Annotated in this window: 16 protein-coding genes and 1 pseudogene; 9 read left to right on the top strand and 8 right to left on the bottom strand. The window is 62.9% G+C overall.

Features of this window, described 5'->3' with window-relative positions; translation table 11 throughout:
• From recF to dnaA, 3 genes are all read right to left on the bottom strand, one after another.
• Window positions 1-689, bottom strand: a 689-nt coding sequence (gene recF / locus AC1DSN_RS08585; RefSeq protein WP_477330307.1) for a DNA replication/repair protein RecF, incomplete at its 3' end; no start/stop codon positions are given.
• A gap of 88 nt (window positions 690-777) precedes the next feature.
• Complete coding sequence (dnaN, locus tag AC1DSN_RS08580; protein WP_213949078.1) at window positions 778-1,878, bottom strand: DNA polymerase III subunit beta; 1,101 nt, start codon at window positions 1,876-1,878, stop codon at window positions 778-780.
• Between the two features lie 210 nt (window positions 1,879-2,088).
• The gene (dnaA, locus tag AC1DSN_RS08575) at window positions 2,089-3,438 is read right to left on the bottom strand and encodes a chromosomal replication initiator protein DnaA (RefSeq protein WP_477330305.1); all 1,350 of its coding nucleotides are present in this window, start codon (window positions 3,436-3,438) and stop codon (window positions 2,089-2,091) included.
• Window positions 3,439-3,627: 189 nt separating this feature from the next.
• On the opposite strand from dnaA, the gene rpmH reads away from it, so the two are divergent.
• The 5 genes from rpmH (at window position 3,628) to AC1DSN_RS08550 (ending at window position 7,843) form a co-directional block, all read left to right on the top strand.
• Window positions 3,628-3,762 (top strand): 50S ribosomal protein L34, encoded by a 135-nt coding sequence (gene rpmH, locus AC1DSN_RS08570; RefSeq protein WP_007082494.1) that lies wholly within the window; start codon window positions 3,628-3,630, stop codon window positions 3,760-3,762.
• Between the two features lie 29 nt (window positions 3,763-3,791).
• Window positions 3,792-4,157: a ribonuclease P protein component gene (gene rnpA / locus AC1DSN_RS08565; protein WP_063571929.1), complete on the top strand. Its 366-nt coding sequence runs from the start codon at window positions 3,792-3,794 to the stop codon at window positions 4,155-4,157.
• A 70-nt stretch (window positions 4,158-4,227) separates the two neighbouring features.
• Window positions 4,228-5,922: a membrane protein insertase YidC gene (yidC, locus tag AC1DSN_RS08560; protein ID WP_477330303.1), complete on the top strand. Its 1,695-nt coding sequence runs from the start codon at window positions 4,228-4,230 to the stop codon at window positions 5,920-5,922.
• Between the two features lie 52 nt (window positions 5,923-5,974).
• A complete protein-coding gene (gene mnmE, locus AC1DSN_RS08555) occupies window positions 5,975-7,318 on the top strand; it encodes a tRNA uridine-5-carboxymethylaminomethyl(34) synthesis GTPase MnmE (protein WP_477294727.1) in 1,344 nt (447 codons plus the stop codon).
• A 171-nt stretch (window positions 7,319-7,489) separates the two neighbouring features.
• Entirely contained in the window at window positions 7,490-7,843 is a 354-nt protein-coding gene (locus AC1DSN_RS08550) for a hypothetical protein (RefSeq protein WP_477294729.1), read from the top strand.
• A 13-nt stretch (window positions 7,844-7,856) separates the two neighbouring features.
• Here AC1DSN_RS08550 and AC1DSN_RS08545 read toward each other — a convergent pair whose 3' ends face one another.
• Window positions 7,857-8,753: a LysR family transcriptional regulator gene (locus AC1DSN_RS08545; protein ID WP_063571925.1), complete on the bottom strand. Its 897-nt coding sequence runs from the start codon at window positions 8,751-8,753 to the stop codon at window positions 7,857-7,859.
• Here AC1DSN_RS08545 and AC1DSN_RS08540 point away from each other — a divergent pair.
• A pseudogene (locus tag AC1DSN_RS08540) lies at window positions 8,673-9,667 on the top strand (SDR family NAD(P)-dependent oxidoreductase). The gene AC1DSN_RS08545 and the pseudogene AC1DSN_RS08540 sit on opposite strands and share 81 nt — an antisense overlap.
• Window positions 9,668-9,902: 235 nt before the next feature.
• Window positions 9,903-10,661 (top strand): SDR family oxidoreductase, encoded by a 759-nt coding sequence (locus AC1DSN_RS08535; RefSeq protein ID WP_063571923.1) that lies wholly within the window; start codon window positions 9,903-9,905, stop codon window positions 10,659-10,661.
• Between the two features lie 17 nt (window positions 10,662-10,678).
• Here the strand turns inward: AC1DSN_RS08535 and AC1DSN_RS08530 are convergent, their stop codons facing one another.
• The 4 genes from AC1DSN_RS08530 to AC1DSN_RS08515 form a co-directional block, all read right to left on the bottom strand.
• The gene (locus AC1DSN_RS08530; protein WP_477294732.1) at window positions 10,679-11,587 is read right to left on the bottom strand and encodes a LysR family transcriptional regulator; all 909 of its coding nucleotides are present in this window, start codon (window positions 11,585-11,587) and stop codon (window positions 10,679-10,681) included.
• A 110-nt stretch (window positions 11,588-11,697) separates the two neighbouring features.
• Window positions 11,698-12,216 carry a GNAT family N-acetyltransferase gene (locus AC1DSN_RS08525; protein ID WP_477294734.1) on the bottom strand — a complete coding sequence of 173 codons (519 nt, stop codon included), beginning with the start codon at window positions 12,214-12,216 and terminating at the stop codon, window positions 11,698-11,700.
• 27 nt (window positions 12,217-12,243) lie between these two features.
• Window positions 12,244-13,470, bottom strand: coding sequence for an MFS transporter (locus AC1DSN_RS08520; RefSeq protein ID WP_477294736.1), 1,227 nt, complete (start codon window positions 13,468-13,470; stop codon window positions 12,244-12,246).
• A gap of 99 nt (window positions 13,471-13,569) precedes the next feature.
• Window positions 13,570-14,466, bottom strand: a complete 897-nt coding sequence (locus tag AC1DSN_RS08515; RefSeq protein WP_477294738.1) for a LysR family transcriptional regulator — start codon at window positions 14,464-14,466, stop codon at window positions 13,570-13,572.
• A 113-nt stretch (window positions 14,467-14,579) separates the two neighbouring features.
• On the opposite strand from AC1DSN_RS08515, the gene AC1DSN_RS08510 reads away from it, so the two are divergent.
• Window positions 14,580-15,629, top strand: a complete 1,050-nt coding sequence (locus AC1DSN_RS08510; RefSeq protein WP_063571952.1) for an NAD(P)-dependent alcohol dehydrogenase — start codon at window positions 14,580-14,582, stop codon at window positions 15,627-15,629.
• A gap of 201 nt (window positions 15,630-15,830) precedes the next feature.
• A partial coding sequence (locus AC1DSN_RS08505) for a transposase (protein ID WP_477294740.1) occupies window positions 15,831-16,014 on the top strand: 184 nt, incomplete at its 3' end.

The following is a 16,014-nucleotide window of genomic DNA, read 5'->3' as shown; positions in this document are numbered from 1 at the left end:
GCCTCGTCCCAGCCTGGCTTGTAGCGGAGGCTGAATTCGCCGAGCTCGGGCAGCACGTTTTCCATGAAGCTCTGGATGTGTGGGAGAAGCCTGGCGATGTAGTCACGCCGAARCAGGGTGATGGCCTCCCCTGCTCCCGCTAGCTCCGATTCCCAAGGTTCGATGAGACTGGCCTCTACGGTGCCGCCGTTTCGCAGGAGCGCATTGCGCTGCTTGAGCGCACGCTGGTATCGGCGCCACTGGCCGACGAAAGAATGTTCCACGTGGAACAGACCCCAATCCAGGTAGCGCCGACGCTCGTCGGACGCCCCGGCAATCAAGTCGTGCGAGCCCGGTTCAAAACACACCACGGCGCACTCCTGAACCAGGGAGCCCAGCGAAGCCGCCGTATCACCGTCGACCCGGGCAACCCAACGTCCACTCTCCCGCCCTAGCCCGAGGCGCCGGATCCTACCGTCGTCCGAATGCACTTCCGCGAAAACGGAAAGCGCCGTAGCACCCCGCTTCAACAGTACGTCGCGAGACCCTGCCCGGAAGGAGCGGCCATGCGAAAGCAGATAGGCCGCTTCCAGAACACTGGTCTTTCCGGCGCCGTTGGCCCCGATGAACACGTTGATCCCCGCAGCCGGTGACAGTGTCACCCCTTCGAGGCAACGCAGACCGGCGATTCTCAGCGACTCGAACTTCATGCCAAATACGTTCCCGTCCAAAACGAACGACGCCGGGGTGTCGAAGACATCCCCGGCGTCGTGGGCCGAACTCTAGCTTGCCTTGCCGTCAGAGGCGAAGCGGCATCACCACATGGCGTGCTTCTTCGTTGCCCTCTTCCTGGAGCAGGCAGCTGGACTGGGCGTCACGAAGGTTGATACGGACCTTGTCGCCACGAAGTGCGCTCAACGCGTCGAGCAGATAGCCCACGTTGAAGCCCACGGCGAGATCGTCGACCACGGTTTCCGCTTCGACTTCCTCCTGGGCCTCTTCCTGCTCAGGGTTGTGAGCAATGATCTTGATACGGCCGGGGGTCAGCTCGAGCTTTACGCCGCGATACTTCTCGTTCGACAGGATGGCGGCGCGCTGCAGCGCGCTCTTCAGCACATCACGCTCGATCGTGGCCGTTTTGTCGGCACCGAGCGGAATGACTGCCTCGTAATCCGGGAACCGGCCGTCGATGAGCTTCGAGGTGAACGTGACACCACCGCGACGGACGCGCAGATGGTTGCGACCGAACTCGAGCTCGACCATGCCTTCACCGGACTCGAGCAGGCCCACCAGCTCATTCACGCCCTTGCGGGGAATGATGATCTGGCGGCGAGCGGAAACGGAGCTTTCCAGCTTGGTCTCCTTCAGCGCCAGGCGGTGTCCGTCGGTGGCGACGCAGCGCAGCGTGTGCTCCTGGAGATCCAGCAGCATGCCGTTGAGGTAATAACGGACGTCCTGGTTCGCCATCGCGAAGGCGGTGCGGTCCATCAGGTCGCGAAGAACTTCTTCCGGCAACGAGACGCGCTCGACCAGTTCGATTTCATCGACGGTCGGAAATTCCGTCGCAGGCAGCGTAGCCAGCGTGAAACGGCTGCGGCCGGCATTGAGCGCGATGCGTTCGCCGTTGAGCTTGATATCGATCTTCGCACCGTCAGGCAGTGCGCGAACGATATCGAAAAGCTTGCGGGCCGGAATCGTGATCTCGCCTTCCTGGACCGCGTCAGCGGCTGTGGTGGCGACCATCTCGACTTCGAGGTCGGTACCGGTAAACGAGACCTCGCTACCGGAGGCGCGAACCAGAAGGTTGGCCAGTACAGGCAGGGTCTGACGACGTTCTACGACGCCTACGACTTGCTGCAGAGGTTTGAGCAGAACTTCCCTCTGGATGCTGAATTGCATGCGCCCCTTCTCCTGCTTTTAAGTTTTAAGATTTTATAGTGGTTGTAGTAGGGCCGGTGGATATCTGGAGAAGCCTGAATTTCTAATATATTTCAGATGCTTATCGGTTGATATCGACTGGGCCTAAGAGGCGGTGCCATGTGTGTAGCTTGTGGATAACTTCGAGGGTCAAAACCATCCTCTGTCCATCCACCTATTATCCACAGGTTCTCAGCCCGTCAATATGCGGATGAGCTGTTCCCAATCCTGACGCATACGAACGTCCTTTTCGCAGAAACCGCGGATGGTGCGGCAGGCATGGAGAACCGTCGTGTGGTCGCGACCACCAAAGGCTTCACCGATCTCCGGAAGGCTGTGGTCGGTCAGTTCCTTGGAAAGCGCCATGGCTACCTGCCGGGGACGCGCCAGGGAGCGCACACGGCGTTTGGAGAGCAGGTCGGACAGACGCACCTGGTAGTAGTCGGCCACCATCTTCTGGATGTTGGGCACGGTCACGGCCTGGGCATGCGTGTTCAGCAGATCGCGCAGGGTCTCCTCTGCGAAATCCGTCGTAATCGGCTTACGGTAGAAGTTGGCGCGAGCCGCCAGCGTGTTGAGGGCGCCCTCGAGGTCGCGCACGTTGGAGCGGATGCGCTTGGCCAGCAGCATCGCAACGTCCTCCGACACTTCCATGCCCTTGTCGGCCGCCTTGGACAGAAGAATGGCAGCGCGCGTTTCGAAGTCAGGCGGCTCGATCGCCACCGACAGGCCCCAGCCCAGGCGCGACTTCAGCCGCGGCTCCAGCTTGTCCAGTTCCTTCGGATAGCGGTCGCAGGTAAGAATGATCTGCTGCTTCGCTTCGAACAGGGCGTTGAAGGTGTGGAAGAACTCTTCTTGCGTCGTGTCCTTGCCGGCGAAGAACTGGATATCGTCGATCAGCAGCGCATCCACGGTACGGAAGCGACGCTTGAACTCGTCYATGTTCTTCTGCTGCAGCGCTTTCACCATGCCACTGACGAACTGCTCCGAGCGCAGGTAAAGCACCTTGGCGTCCGGATTGTTCTGCATGAGAAGGTTGCCGGCCGCATGCATGAGATGTGTCTTACCCAGACCCGTACCGCCATAGAGCAGCAGCGGGTTGTAGGCGCGACCAGGATTCATGGCCACCTGCATGGCCGCCGCTTTGCCTAGCTGGTTCGACTTGCCTTCCACGAACGTATCGAACGTGTAATGCGGATCCAGGTTGTGCACGTGGGGCGCTTCCGGCGCCGCCTCGCGGGCAGGCCGTGCCGGTGCGGCCGCCGGCGACGACGCCACGGGACGCTGGGGAGCCGGTCGTCCGCCGGACGAGCCCACTTCCAAGCGCACGGGCACCGGGTGCCCGAGGAGGTGTTCGGCGATCGTCTGGATCTGTTTCAGGTATTCATCGCGGACAGTGTCCAGCGAGTACGGATTCGGGGCGTAAAGATGCAGCCCGCTGGCGTCTTCCCTGGCCTGCAACGGCATTAACCAGGTCTGGACGTCCTCGGCGCTCAATTCGCCTTCAAGACGCTCGAGACAGCGCCTCCAAAGATCACTCATCGGGTATTCTTGCCACAGAAAGGGCGCTTGCGCGCGGGGTGGACGACGAAGTCTACCAGCGTTCCGCCCCTGCCTCGGGGTTCGCCTGGCCGGACCGCCGCAGTTCTTGCGCGGCCAAGCGGTTGACACTTCAGCGGAATGTCGGCCATACTTTCCGGCCATATTCATTCTTCACCCGGATTAAGAGTCATGAAGCGGACTTTCCAGCCCAGCAAGCTCAAGCGCGCCCGCACCCACGGCTTCCGCGCCCGCATGGCGACGGCCGATGGTCGCAAGATCATCAATGCCCGCCGCGCGAAGGGTCGCAAGCGCCTGATCCCGTAATCGGTTCGTCTGTCGTGCGAGCCGCAGCCATGCCGCGCGAAGCGCGGCTCCGCCGCGCCGCCGACTTCGCAGCCTTGCGAACAGTCAGCGGACGCCTTGGCGGCCGCTGTTTTCTTTTGCGCTTCGGAAACAACGATGTCGACACGGCAAGGCTAGGCCTCGCCATCTCCAAGCGCTGTTCCAAGCGCGCGGTCGACCGTAACCGGATCAAGCGCCTGGCACGTGAGGCGTTTCGCCGCGCGCGCATCGCCCTACCCCACGTCGACATCCTGGTCATGGCGCGCGACAGCGCGGTCAAAGAGACCGGCGAAGCCCTGTTGGCCGAGCTCGACATGCTCCTGCGCAAGGTCCGGCCGTTGAAGCGCGAAGGCGCCGACGGCACAATCGCGCGTTGACCTTCTTCTCACCGTCGTCCCCGTCTCTCCCGGCCAGCTGGCTGAGACGTCATCCGGATCTGGCCCTGCAATGAATCAAACGCGCACGCTCCTCTTCTTCGCGCTCATGTTCGTGGCGTATCTCTTGTGGACCGAGTGGGAGAAGGACTACGTCCACCCGCCGGCTCCCCCCGCTCCGACGGGCCAGACCACGGCCGGACAGGCCGGTGCCGATGCCGCCGTACCCGGCGCGACGAACCCCGCCGGCGTGCCGAACGAATCCGGCGCACCGGTGGAAGGCAAGGCCGAGTTGGTCACGCTCTCTAACGATCTGCTCCGCCTGACCATCGATACCCGCGGTGGCAGCATCGTTCGATCGGAACTGCTCGCTTATCCGACCGAGCCGGAAACCAAGAAGAACCCGACCTCCCCGCCGGTCCGCCTCCTCGACGACGAAGGCGCGCACTTCTTCGCCGCCCAGGACGGTCTGGTCAGCAGCACCGGTGCCGCGCCGGACCATCGCGCGCTGTTCCACGCCGAGAAGACCGAGAACATCCTTGCCGATGGCCAGAAGACGGTCAGCGCCGAGCTGACCTGGACGGACCCGTCCGGCGTGAAGGTGGTCAAGCGCTATACCTTGAAGCGTACCGACTACGTGGTCGACCTCGACCAGCACATCGAGAACGGCTCGGCGGCGATGTGGAACGGCAATGCCTACCATCAGCTGCAGCGCGTACCGGCTGAGAAGGTGAACTGGTTCAAGGCTTATACCGATCCGGCGCAGCACAGCTTCTTCGGTGCCGCCTGGTATAGCCCGGAAAGCAAGTTCGAGCCGCTGCCCTTCGCCGACTTCACCAAGAAGCCGCTCAACCACCAGATCACCGGTGGCTGGGTCAGCATGCTGCAGCATTACTTCTTCGTGGCCTGGATTCCGCCGGCCAACGAGGCCGTGACCTACACCAGCAATATCGTCGATCCGAACTCCGCGACGCCGCGTTATCTCGTGCGCGCCTTCGGTCCGGCGATCCAGGTCGCTCCGGGTCAATCCGCCGACAGCGTTGCGCGCCTGTATATCGGCCCGAAGCTGCAGGGCACGCTCGACGTCATCGCGCCGGGCCTGGAACTGACCAGCAACTATGGCTGGTTCACCATCATTGCCCAGCCGCTGCACTGGCTGCTCTCGCAGCTTCATGCGATCAGTGRCAACTGGGGCGTGGCGATCATCCTGCTCGTGTTGCTGATCAAGGCTGCGCTTTACAAGCTCACCGATGCGCAGTTCCGTTCGGGAGCACGCATGCGCAAGCTGCAGCCGCGCGTCGCCGCGCTCAAGGAGCGTTACGGCGACGACCGCGTGAAGATGCAGCAGGCGATGATGGAGCTGTACAAGAAGGAGAAGGTGAATCCGATGGCAGGCTGCCTGCCCATCCTGATCACCTTCCCGATCTTCATCGGCCTGCTCCGCGTGTTGTCGGAATCCATCGAACTGCGCCATGCGCCGTTCTTCGGTTGGATCCACGACCTTTCCGCGCCGGATCCCTTTTACGTACTGCCCGTGCTGTACTTCATCGTTACCCTGCTCACGCAGCGCATGATGCCGACGGCGGGCATGGATCCGGCCCAGGCCAAGATGATGAAGGTCATGCCGCTGATCTTCGGTGTCTTCTTCGCCTTCTTCCCCTCGGGCCTCGTGCTCTACTGGACGATCAACGGTGCGACCAGCCTGCTCCAGCAGTGGTACATCAACCGCAGCGTCGACCGGGCCGAGATCAAGGCCAAGACCGCATAACCCCTGAGCGGCGCGTCGAAAGACGCGCCGCTTCGCTATTGAAGGTACGGCAATGAATCACGGCGACGACACCATCGCGGCCATCGCTACCGGCGCCGGCGCGGCTGGGGTCGGCGCCGTTCGCGTTTCGGGGCCGTTGGTTCCTGCCATCGCCAAGGCATTCCTCGGTCGCGACCCTGTACCGCGGCACGCGCACTTCGCTGCGTTTCGCGACGGCCATCGCGAGCTGATCGATCGCGGGATTCTGCTGCACTTTCCGGGGCCCGCCTCGTACACCGGTGAGCATGTGCTCGAGTTGCAGGGGCATGGCAGTGCGGTGCTTCTCGACGCCCTGCTTCGTCGTTGCATCGAACTCGGCGCACGTCTGGCGCGACCGGGTGAATTCACCGAACGCGCGTTCCTCAATGGGAAGCTCGACCTCGCGCAGGCGGAAGCTGTGGCCGATGTCGTAGCGGCGACATCGGAGGCAGGCGCGCGCGCTGCCTTACGTTCGATGGAAGGCGTGTTCTCTGCACGTGTCGACGCCTTGCTTGCGGAGATGATTGCGCTTCGCGTGCATATCGAAGCGGCGATTGATTTTCCTGAAGAGGAAATCGACTTTCTTGCCGATCCCGTTATCGGCGAACAGCTCACGTCATTGCGTGCGAATCTCGATGCGCTGCTCGTGGAGACGCGCCGTGGCGTTCGACTTAATGACGGCATCACGGTAGCTATCGTCGGTCGGCCGAACGCGGGCAAGTCGAGTCTGATGAATGCTCTCGCGGGACAGGAACGCGCCATCGTTACCGACATCGCTGGTACGACGCGTGATGTGCTCCGTGAGTCCATCAGTATCGATGGCGTTACGCTCGAGCTGGCCGACACCGCAGGCCTGCGCGACTCGGTGGATGTCGTCGAACGGGAAGGGATCCGACGCGCACGTGCACAGCTTGAGCGATGCGATGTTGCTCTCCTCGTCACTGACGCCGAGCACGCCGCCTTGGATCTCGCGTTCTTTGAAGGCACACCGACGCATGCGTCACGCTTAGTCATAGTCAATAAGATCGATCTGGCCCAAGCATCGGCACATCGGGAATCCCACGAAGGCTACGACGCGCTGTGGCTGTCTGCGTTGACCGGCGATGGCCTTGACGCACTGCGATCAATGTTGAGAGACCTCGCGACGGCTGGCGCGGGTGACGGTGCCTTCAGCGCGCGACGTCGTCATGTCGTGGCGCTCGAATGGGTTCGTGACCATCTGTCGCGCACCGCGGATGCGCTGCATGGATCGCATGCTGGAGAGCTTGCTGCGGAAGAACTTCGTCAGGCGCAGCAAGCACTGGGTGAGATCACCGGAACGTATTCATCGGATGATCTTCTTGGGGCGATCTTTAGTTCGTTTTGTATCGGGAAGTAACGAGTTCCGTCTAAACGCAAGGAAGGTACTGAGTCGTGTCATCCAAGCTCGAAACCGCGCCCGGGGAGACGCACGAATCAAAATGGACAAGATCGAGGATCCTGACGATATATCTCTGCGTCCTGGGTACTCTGTTGATCCCGATCTAGATCCCCCGGATGCAGAAATTTCATGATTCCGGACAAAAGCGAGCTCAAGAGATTGAAGCCCTGGGTCGTTCCCTTCCGCATCACGATGCTGAGCGGATATCTCGCGTTTATGTGCTGGCTTTGCGTGTACGGCTTAGCGTCCCTCTTCGTCCTTGTGACCTCGCGAGCTGACGCGCCGATCACCGCGCCGATTCACGTGGTCCGAACATCGGGCCGTTGTCCGATGAGATATTCGTTCTTCGACCCAGCTATTCAGCGCCGTGTAAACAAATGCGGCTGGCCCTTCGCTCAACCGGTCTCCGGCGATATCGCACGTATCGATCAATCGGTCGGTCCGTTCGGCATGCTTCTTCTGTCGGTTGGCCGCGAGCAGTGAACGACGTAAGTAGCTACGCGTGAACGACGGTTGCCTCTGGGGGGATCTCTCGCAAACGAGAAAGGAATTCCTCAAGGATCGGCGACGTATTGCTCCTGCTATACCCCACGACGAGATCCAGCATCGGCGGATTCTTCAGCGGCCGACTGGTCACCGACCAAGGCATAAGGTCCTGGATGTACGCGGGGATCAATGCGAGCCCGCGCGTCGATGCCACGAGTGACATCACCATGGCAGGATTGTCGACACCTTGCGTCGGTTCAATCGCAACACCCGATCGTTCGAGGTAATGATCGATAACCCCGCGAAGCACCTTCGCCTTGTTCGCCATCGCGACATACGGCTCGCCGATCATGTCCTTCGGCTCGACCATCTTCCGCTTCGTCAGCCTGTGATCGCTCGGCATGAGCATCACCAACTCCTCCTGACCGATAACGCGATACTCGAGATCGTAATCCGGCTCGGCTCGCATGAAGGCGAGATCGAGTCGTCCGCGTGCGACGGCATCGGCAAGATCCGGCGAGTAGTCACTCGACACCGTGACATCGACGGTCGACATGTCCTGATGTAGCAACTGCATCGCACGAGGCAGCCACTTCATCTCGAGGCCGGTGAGGAAGCCGAGCGCGAACCGCCGCTTCGAAGGTAACGCTGCTCGACGCGCAGCTTCGACGGCGGCATCCACCTGGCTCAACGCCAGGCGCGCGTGATCGATGAATGCCCTTCCTGCCTCGGTGAGGACGACACCTCGCGCGCTACGCGTGAGCAACGCGACGCCGACCTGATCCTCGAGGTCGCGTATCTGCCGGCTGAGCGAGGGTTGCGATGTATGCAGCCGCTTCTCGGCGGCCTCGGTGAGGCTGCCCGTTTCAGCCACGGCGATCAGGTACCGCAGGTGCCGCAGTTCCATGAGCCCATGCCTCGAAGGTATGCCTACCAGCTTACAAAGTCTTTTTCAGACGCGCCAGAGCGGCCTAGATTGTCCACCAAGCCGCCGGTAGACCCCTTCGTCGCTCCCGCCGGCAAGCCTGATCCATTCAATAGCCATAACTTTGAGGAATACGTCATGAGCAACCAAATCTTCGATCTCACCGGCAAGACCGCCCTGGTGACCGGTGCTTCGCGTGGTATCGGCAAGGCCAGCGCCCTGGCCCTCGCCAAGGCAGGTGCACAGGTGCTCGTGCACTTCAGCCGCGGCGAACAGGAGGCCCAGGCCGTCGTCGACGAAATTCGCCAGGCCGGCGGCAAGGCAGAGAAAGTCGGTGCGGACCTCCGTGCCGCGCAGGGGCCGCACGAACTCGCCGCCAAGGTCCGAGAGATCATCGGTGGCCGACTCGACGTCCTGGTCGCCAATGCAGGCATCGCTGTCTCCGCGACAATCGAGGACACCACCGTCGAAAACTTCGACGACCTCTTCGCCGTGAACGTTCGCGCCCCTACTTCCTCGTGCAGCAGCTCCTTCCGGTGATGTGCAAGGACAGCAGTGTCGTGCTGCTTTCATCGCTCGCCGCCAAGTCCGCTGTCGGCACGTTGTCGGCTTACTCCGCGACCAAGGGCGCCATCGACACGCTTGTAAAGCACTTTGCGTCGGCACTGGGCGAGCGCGGCATTCGCGTCAACGCCGTTGCACCGGGCGTGGTTCCCACCGATATGTCGAGCTTCGCCAAGAGCGACGAAGGTCGTGACTTCACGCTGAGCATCCAGGCGCTGAAGCGCATGGCCACCGCCGACGATATCGCCGACGTGATTACCTTCCTTGCGTCTGCTGCGTCGCGCTGGGTGACGGGTGAAACGCTGCACGTGGATGGTGGCTCCAAGCTCTGAGGAGATTGCTAGGGGCGGCTGAGAGCATCGCCGCTGAAGCGGCTCCCACAGGGAGCGGCCCCACAGGAAGCGGCCCCACAGGAAGCGGGGCCGACACGATTGATGTGGGTCGCACATAAGTCAAAGCGGAAATGAATGGCTACTGCGGCTGCCTGGTCATCGCTAACTTGTCTTCAACGAAATGCGCCGCTGGCCCCGACTAACGGGGCGGCGGCTAACTCACCGAGGACACACCATGAAAATCAGCGGCAATACCATCTTCATCACGGGCGGCGGTTCGGGCATCGGTCGCGGTCTCGCCGAAGCTCTTCACGCCAAGGGCAACAAGGTCATCATCGGCGGACGTCGTCGCGGCCATCTCGATACCGTCGTCGCGGCGAACCCGGGCATGAGCGCCGTACAGCTCGATGTCTCTGATGTCGCCGACATCGAGCGGGTCGCAAAACAGCTTATTGCGGAATTCCCGACACTCAACGTGCTGATCAACAACGCGGGCATCATGGAACTCGACCGTGCGGTCGGTCGCCTGGACGATGCGCAGATGGTGTCGACGATTACCACCAACCTGATGGGCCCGCTGCGCCTGACTTCGGCCCTCATCGACCATCTCAAGAAAAAGCCCGATGCGACGGTGATCTACAACAGCTCGGTGCTTGCCTTCGTGCCACTCGCCTTCACGGCCGTCTATTCCGCCACCAAGGCCGCGCTGCACTCGTACGTTCTTTCGCAGCGCTTCCTGCTCCGCGAAGACGGCGTCAAAGTGCTCGAGATCGCTCCGCCGTGGGTTCGCACGGAACTGATGAATAGTCAGGAAGCTGAGCTAGCCATGCCGCTCGATGAGTTCATTGCCCAGACCATGGCCGTGCTGGAGACGGACGCAGACGAGATCCTCGTTGAAGGCGCACGCCCCCTTCGCAACAACGCGGGCCCCGCGGAGCACGGGCTCGTCGACGGCTTCAATACGCAGGTATCGAGCATCTTCGGCGGCGGTTGATAACGGAAGGCCGCCCGTCAGTAGGGCAGGCGGCCAAGACCGGCATCGATGGCTAACTCCGCGATGAGATGATCGACGACGGCGCGCGCGGCGGCGCGTGTCGCTCGTCCGAGCGGAAAGTACGCAAAGACGGGTATTTCCTCGGTGCGCCAGTCGGTGAGTATCTGAACCAGTGAGCCATCGGCGAGCTCGCGCCGACATGCCCAACCTGTCGTCGACGTAATGCCCATGCCGGAAACAACGGCGGCGACCGCGCCTTCGCTCTCGTTGGTGCTGAAGTGCGAGCCGAGCTCAATCGTCCTGACGTCATCGTCGCGCTCGAACCGCCAACCCCTGGGCACCATCGACGCGGGTCCGGAAACAATGCGATGGCTGACGAGGTCGTCGGGAGAGGTGGGCGTTCCCGCTGTCGCGAGGTACGCAGGCGACGCGATGATCACCCTCGGAATCACGGCCAGCTGCTTGATCGTGCCGCTCGCGTCTGGCTTCGACCCGACGCGGATCGCGACATCCACGGCATCGCGCACGAGATCCTGACGACGGTCCTCGAGCAGGAGCTGGAGTTCCACGTTGGGGTACCTGGTCGAAAACGATGCAAGGCGCGGAATGATCTCGCGTATGGCGATGCTCAGTGACATGCTCATGCGTATGAGGCCGCGAAGGTCACCGCCGTCGCGCACACTGTGCTCGGCGTCGTCGAGCGCGAGCAGGATCGGCTCCATGCGCGCGAGAAATTCCGAACCGGTCTCCGTCGGGACCACGGCACGCGTCGTCCTTGAAAGCAGACGTACCCCGAGGTCCGATTCAAGGTCTGCGATGATCCGCGAGGCCTGCGACTGCGACAGCCCGCACTCGCGCGCTGCAGCAGAGAAGCTGCCGAGCCTGGCGACACGCGTGTACAGCTTGAGCGCGAAGATGTCTTTCATGCCGGAATCCCGAACCCCGCGGATTGAGGTCTCGCCTGCATGGAAGATAGCGGAATCCGAGCGCTGCCGGTCAGTCACCGGCCTAATCCTGTTCGGGACCAGCTTCCCGGTTACAGCGCCCGGTACATGAGCAGGTCGCGCTGGGCGTCGCCACCGACTTGGAAAATATGCTCACCCACTTCGACGAAACCGAACTTCGCATAGAAGCGGACGGCTCGCGGGTTGTTCTCCCAGACGCCGAGCCATACGCCATTAGCTCCACGCTTCGTAGCGTCGTCGAGCGCAGCATCCATGAGCAGCGCCGCGACGCCCTTTCCATGCCAGGGCGCATCGACGTAGATACGATGGAGCTCTACCGCCCTAGATTCCGGAACGCAGGCCGGACGTTCGCCGGAGCGTACTTGCGCGAAGCCGGCGATTGACGCGCCGTCGGTACAGAGCAAGGTCGTGATGTCCGGATCGACAATCTCCGCGCGCTGGATCGCTTCGCGGTAGCTGTTCCGGCAATGCTCGGCCATGTGCTCTTCGGCGGTGGACTCGCCGAAGGTGGCGCGGAACGTGCGCTCCATCACCTGAGCTAGCGCCGCCGCCTGGTCGGCGGTCGCGATGCGAAGTCGAAAGGTGGTCATCGAATCTCCAACGCCGTGCGGTGACGGTCAGCAGGGCTCGGCGGCCGCTTCGGAGATCGTCCGCTTCTCGGCGGCAACCGATGCCGCCCAGATGCCCAGACCCGCCAGTGCCAACAAGCTGCCGACCCAGCCGGGCGATGTCCAGCCGTAGCCGCCTGCGATGGCCAGGCCACCGAGGAATGGGCCCAGCGCGTTCGCGGTGTTGAATGCGGAATGATTGAGCGACGCGGCAAGGCCCTGCGCATCACCCGCGACGTCCATCAGGCGTGTCTGCAGCACCGTACCCAGGGCACCACCGATTCCAATGCAGAACACGTCCAGGCTGAGCAGCCAGATGTTGCCGGTAGTGAATGGGAAGATGGCAAGGAGCACCATGCTCCAAACCAGCAAGACGCCGGCTGTGCGCATGAGTGCGCGGTCGGCGAAGACGGGAACGACCATATTGCCGATGGTCATGCCAACGCCGAAGACACCCATCACCCAGGGCACCGAGGACAGCGGCATCTTCGTCACGTTGATCAGGATGTCCGCCAGGTACGTATAGACGGCGAACATGCCGCCGAAACCGATCGCACCGATGGCGAGCGTGTACCAGACCTGCGAACGCTTCAGGGCACTGAGTTCGCGCAGCGGGCTGGCCTTTGCATCGGACGGCGTGTTCGGCGCGAAGATCGCGACGGCGGTCATCGTCAGCACACCGAGTACGGCGACCAAGGCGAAGGCCCAGCGCCAACCGACCGCCTGGCCCAGCCAGCTGGCCAGCGGCACGCCGACGACGGTCGCGACGGTGAGCCCGAGGAACATCTGACCTACCGCGCGCGTGCGCCGGTTTGCAGGCACCAGCGAAGACGCGACCAGCGCGGCCACGCCGAAATACGCCCCATGCGGCAAGCCGGCGAGGAACCGGAAGACCAGCATCCAGTGGTAGTTCGGCGACAGCCCGGTGAGGCCGTTGAACACGGTGAACATGGTCATGAGGATCAGCAGCAACCGGCGCCGCGGTACGCGCGCACCGAGCACGGTCATCACCGGCGCGCCGACCACGACGCCCAGCGCATACGCGCTGATGGTGTGACCGGCGGTGGGTGCGTCGATGCCCAGGCCCTGCGCGAACAGGGGAAGCATGCTCATCGAGGCGAACTCGGTCGTCCCGATGGCGAAACCACCGACGGCGAGCGCGAGGATGACCAGGCCAACGTGCGGCGCGCGGACGGGCGGGGTACCCGGATCGAGGGCGGGTGCGGAAGCAGACATGGAGGACTCGGGACGTGGGGGTCCGGCGCGTGGTGCGCCGCAGCATACGCCTAGGATACCCCTTGCATGCGCTTGCACCAAGCGCATCTCAGAAGCGCCTCACCCCACCCCGTCATCGCGGATGAGATCGATAAAGGCGCGCAGGGCGGAGGTCACCCTGCGCTGCCGCGGGTAATACAGCATGAAACCCGGATACGACGGGCACCAGTCCTCGAGTACGCGAACCAGCCGGCCGTCCTCGATGAACTGGGTGACCTGGTCTTCGAGCACGAAGGTCAGGCCCACGCCGGTCAGCGCCAGGTCCAGCGACAGCCGGAAGTCCGCGAAGGTCAGCCGGCCCGGCACATCGACGTCCAGCTTGCGGCCCGCCTGCTCGAACTCCCACTTATAGATACGCCCACTGGGGAATCGGAACCGTATGCACTCATGACGCATCAGGTCGTTGGGGTGCAACGGCGTGCCGTGGGTCGCCAGGTAGCCCGGCGTCGCGACGCAGACGCTCCGATGGGGGCCGCCGATCGGCACCGCGATCATGTCTTCGGGGACCTGCTCGAGAAAGCGGATCCCGGCATCGAACCCCGAGGCCACGATGTCGATCAGGCCATCGTTGTCCACCGCCTCGAAGCGCACATCCGGGTAGGCCGCCAGGAACCGTGGCAACAGCGGCGGCAGGATCAGCTGGGCGGTGATCCGCGGCATATTGATCCGGAGCGTGCCGGAGGGCGCGGCGCGGAAGTCGTTCATCTCCTCCAGCGCATCACCGACATCGCGAAGGGCTGGCTCCAGGCGCTCGAGGAGTCGCTGCCCGGCCTCCGTGAGGGAGACGCTTCGCGTGGTCCGGTGGAACAGCATGACCCCGAGCCGCTCCTCGAGCCCGCGGATCGCGTAGCTGATCGCGGACGTGGACAGGGTCAATTCGGCCCCTGCCTTGCGGAAGCTGGCATGGCGCGCCACGGAAGCGAAGGCGGCGAGGTGGGAAAGGTTGTCGGGTCGCATGATTGTGAAGGATATCTCAACGGCTCGTCCCGGAATCCCCGCTGGCCGCGCCATTCCAGCGGACGTATTGTTGTGGACTACCGATCAAACTCTCAACGATAAGGATGACTGCCATGATCGACGTCCGCGGATTTGCCGCCAAAAGCGCAACGACCCCCCTCGTCCCCTTCACCTTCCAGCGCCGCGAGCCGGGCGAGCACGACGTCCGCATCGAGATCCTCTATAGCGGCGTCTGTCACTCCGACCTGCACCAGGCCAAGGGTGACTGGGGCAACTCCACCTTCCCGATGGTCCCGGGCCACGAGATCGTCGGCCGCGTCGTTGCCGTCGGTTCGGCCGTGAAGAAGTTCAAAGTCGGCGATTTCGCCGGCGTGGGCTGCATGGTCGACTCCTGCCGCACCTGTGAATCGTGCAAGCAGGACCTCGAGCAGTACTGCCTGACCCACACCAGCTTCACCTACAACGGCACCGAGCAGGACAAGACCACGCCGACCCAGGGCGGTTATTCCACCGAGATCGTCACCGAAGAGCGCTTCGTGGTGAAGATCTCCGAGAAGCTCGACCTCAAGGCGACGGCGCCGCTGCTGTGCGCCGGCATCACCACCTACTCGCCGCTGCGTCACTGGAAGGTCGGCAAGGGCCAGAAAGTCGGTGTGATCGGCCTCGGCGGTCTCGGCCACATGGGCGTGAAGTTCGCCAAGGCGATGGGCGCGCACGTCACCATGATCACCACCTCCGCTTCTAAGGGTGAAGACGCCAAGCGCCTCGGCGCCGACGCTGTGCTCCTGTCCACGGATGCGGAAGCAATGAAGGCGGCGGGTGCCAGCTTCGACTTCCTGCTCAACACGGTGCCGGTGTCCCACGACATCAACCCGTACACCAACCTGCTCAAGCTCGACGGCACCATGGTGCTGGTTGGCGCGCTCACGCCCCTCGACGGCGTGGTCGGTGGCAGCCTGATGCTCCCGCGTCGCACGATCGCCGGTTCGGCCATCGGCGGCATGGCCGAGACCCAGGAAATGATGGACTTCTGCGCAGAGCACAACATCGTTTCGGACATCGAAGTCGTCGACATGGCGTCGATCAACGAGACCTATGTGCGCCTTGCGAAGAACGACGTGCGCTATCGCTTCGTCATCGACATGGCCACCATGCCGGCGTGATCGAAGCTGTCCATGAAAGCGTGAGGTAACACCCATCGCCGGCGGAGCCGGCTCCCACAAGTTCGTCGCGACCCACGAGGTTGCAGTGTCCCTGTGGGAGCCGGCTATGCCGGCGATGCTCTCGATCGGTAGGAGTCGATTTGCGGTGGTCTAATTTTCCTGGACACCCATGTAGGAGCAAAATCCCTACCGAGGTGAATCATGGGATATCGACCGATCGACCCGGCGCTCAAGCGCCGGGCGGTGTGTTTAGTACTGGATGAGAACCGCTCCGTGCCTGCCGTGTGCGGGCTGCTTGGGCTTGGCCCGACGGCTTTGCGGCGCTGGGTCGAGCAGGAGCGGCAGCTGCGTGCCACGCCGCCACCGACGCCCGAGCAGGTGGCTA

The sequence above is a fragment of the Luteibacter sp. P4_D7_3 genome, from assembly GCF_056401735.1.
Note: the sequence above shows the minus strand (reverse complement) of the source record. Positions and strands in the feature narration are given on the sequence as shown.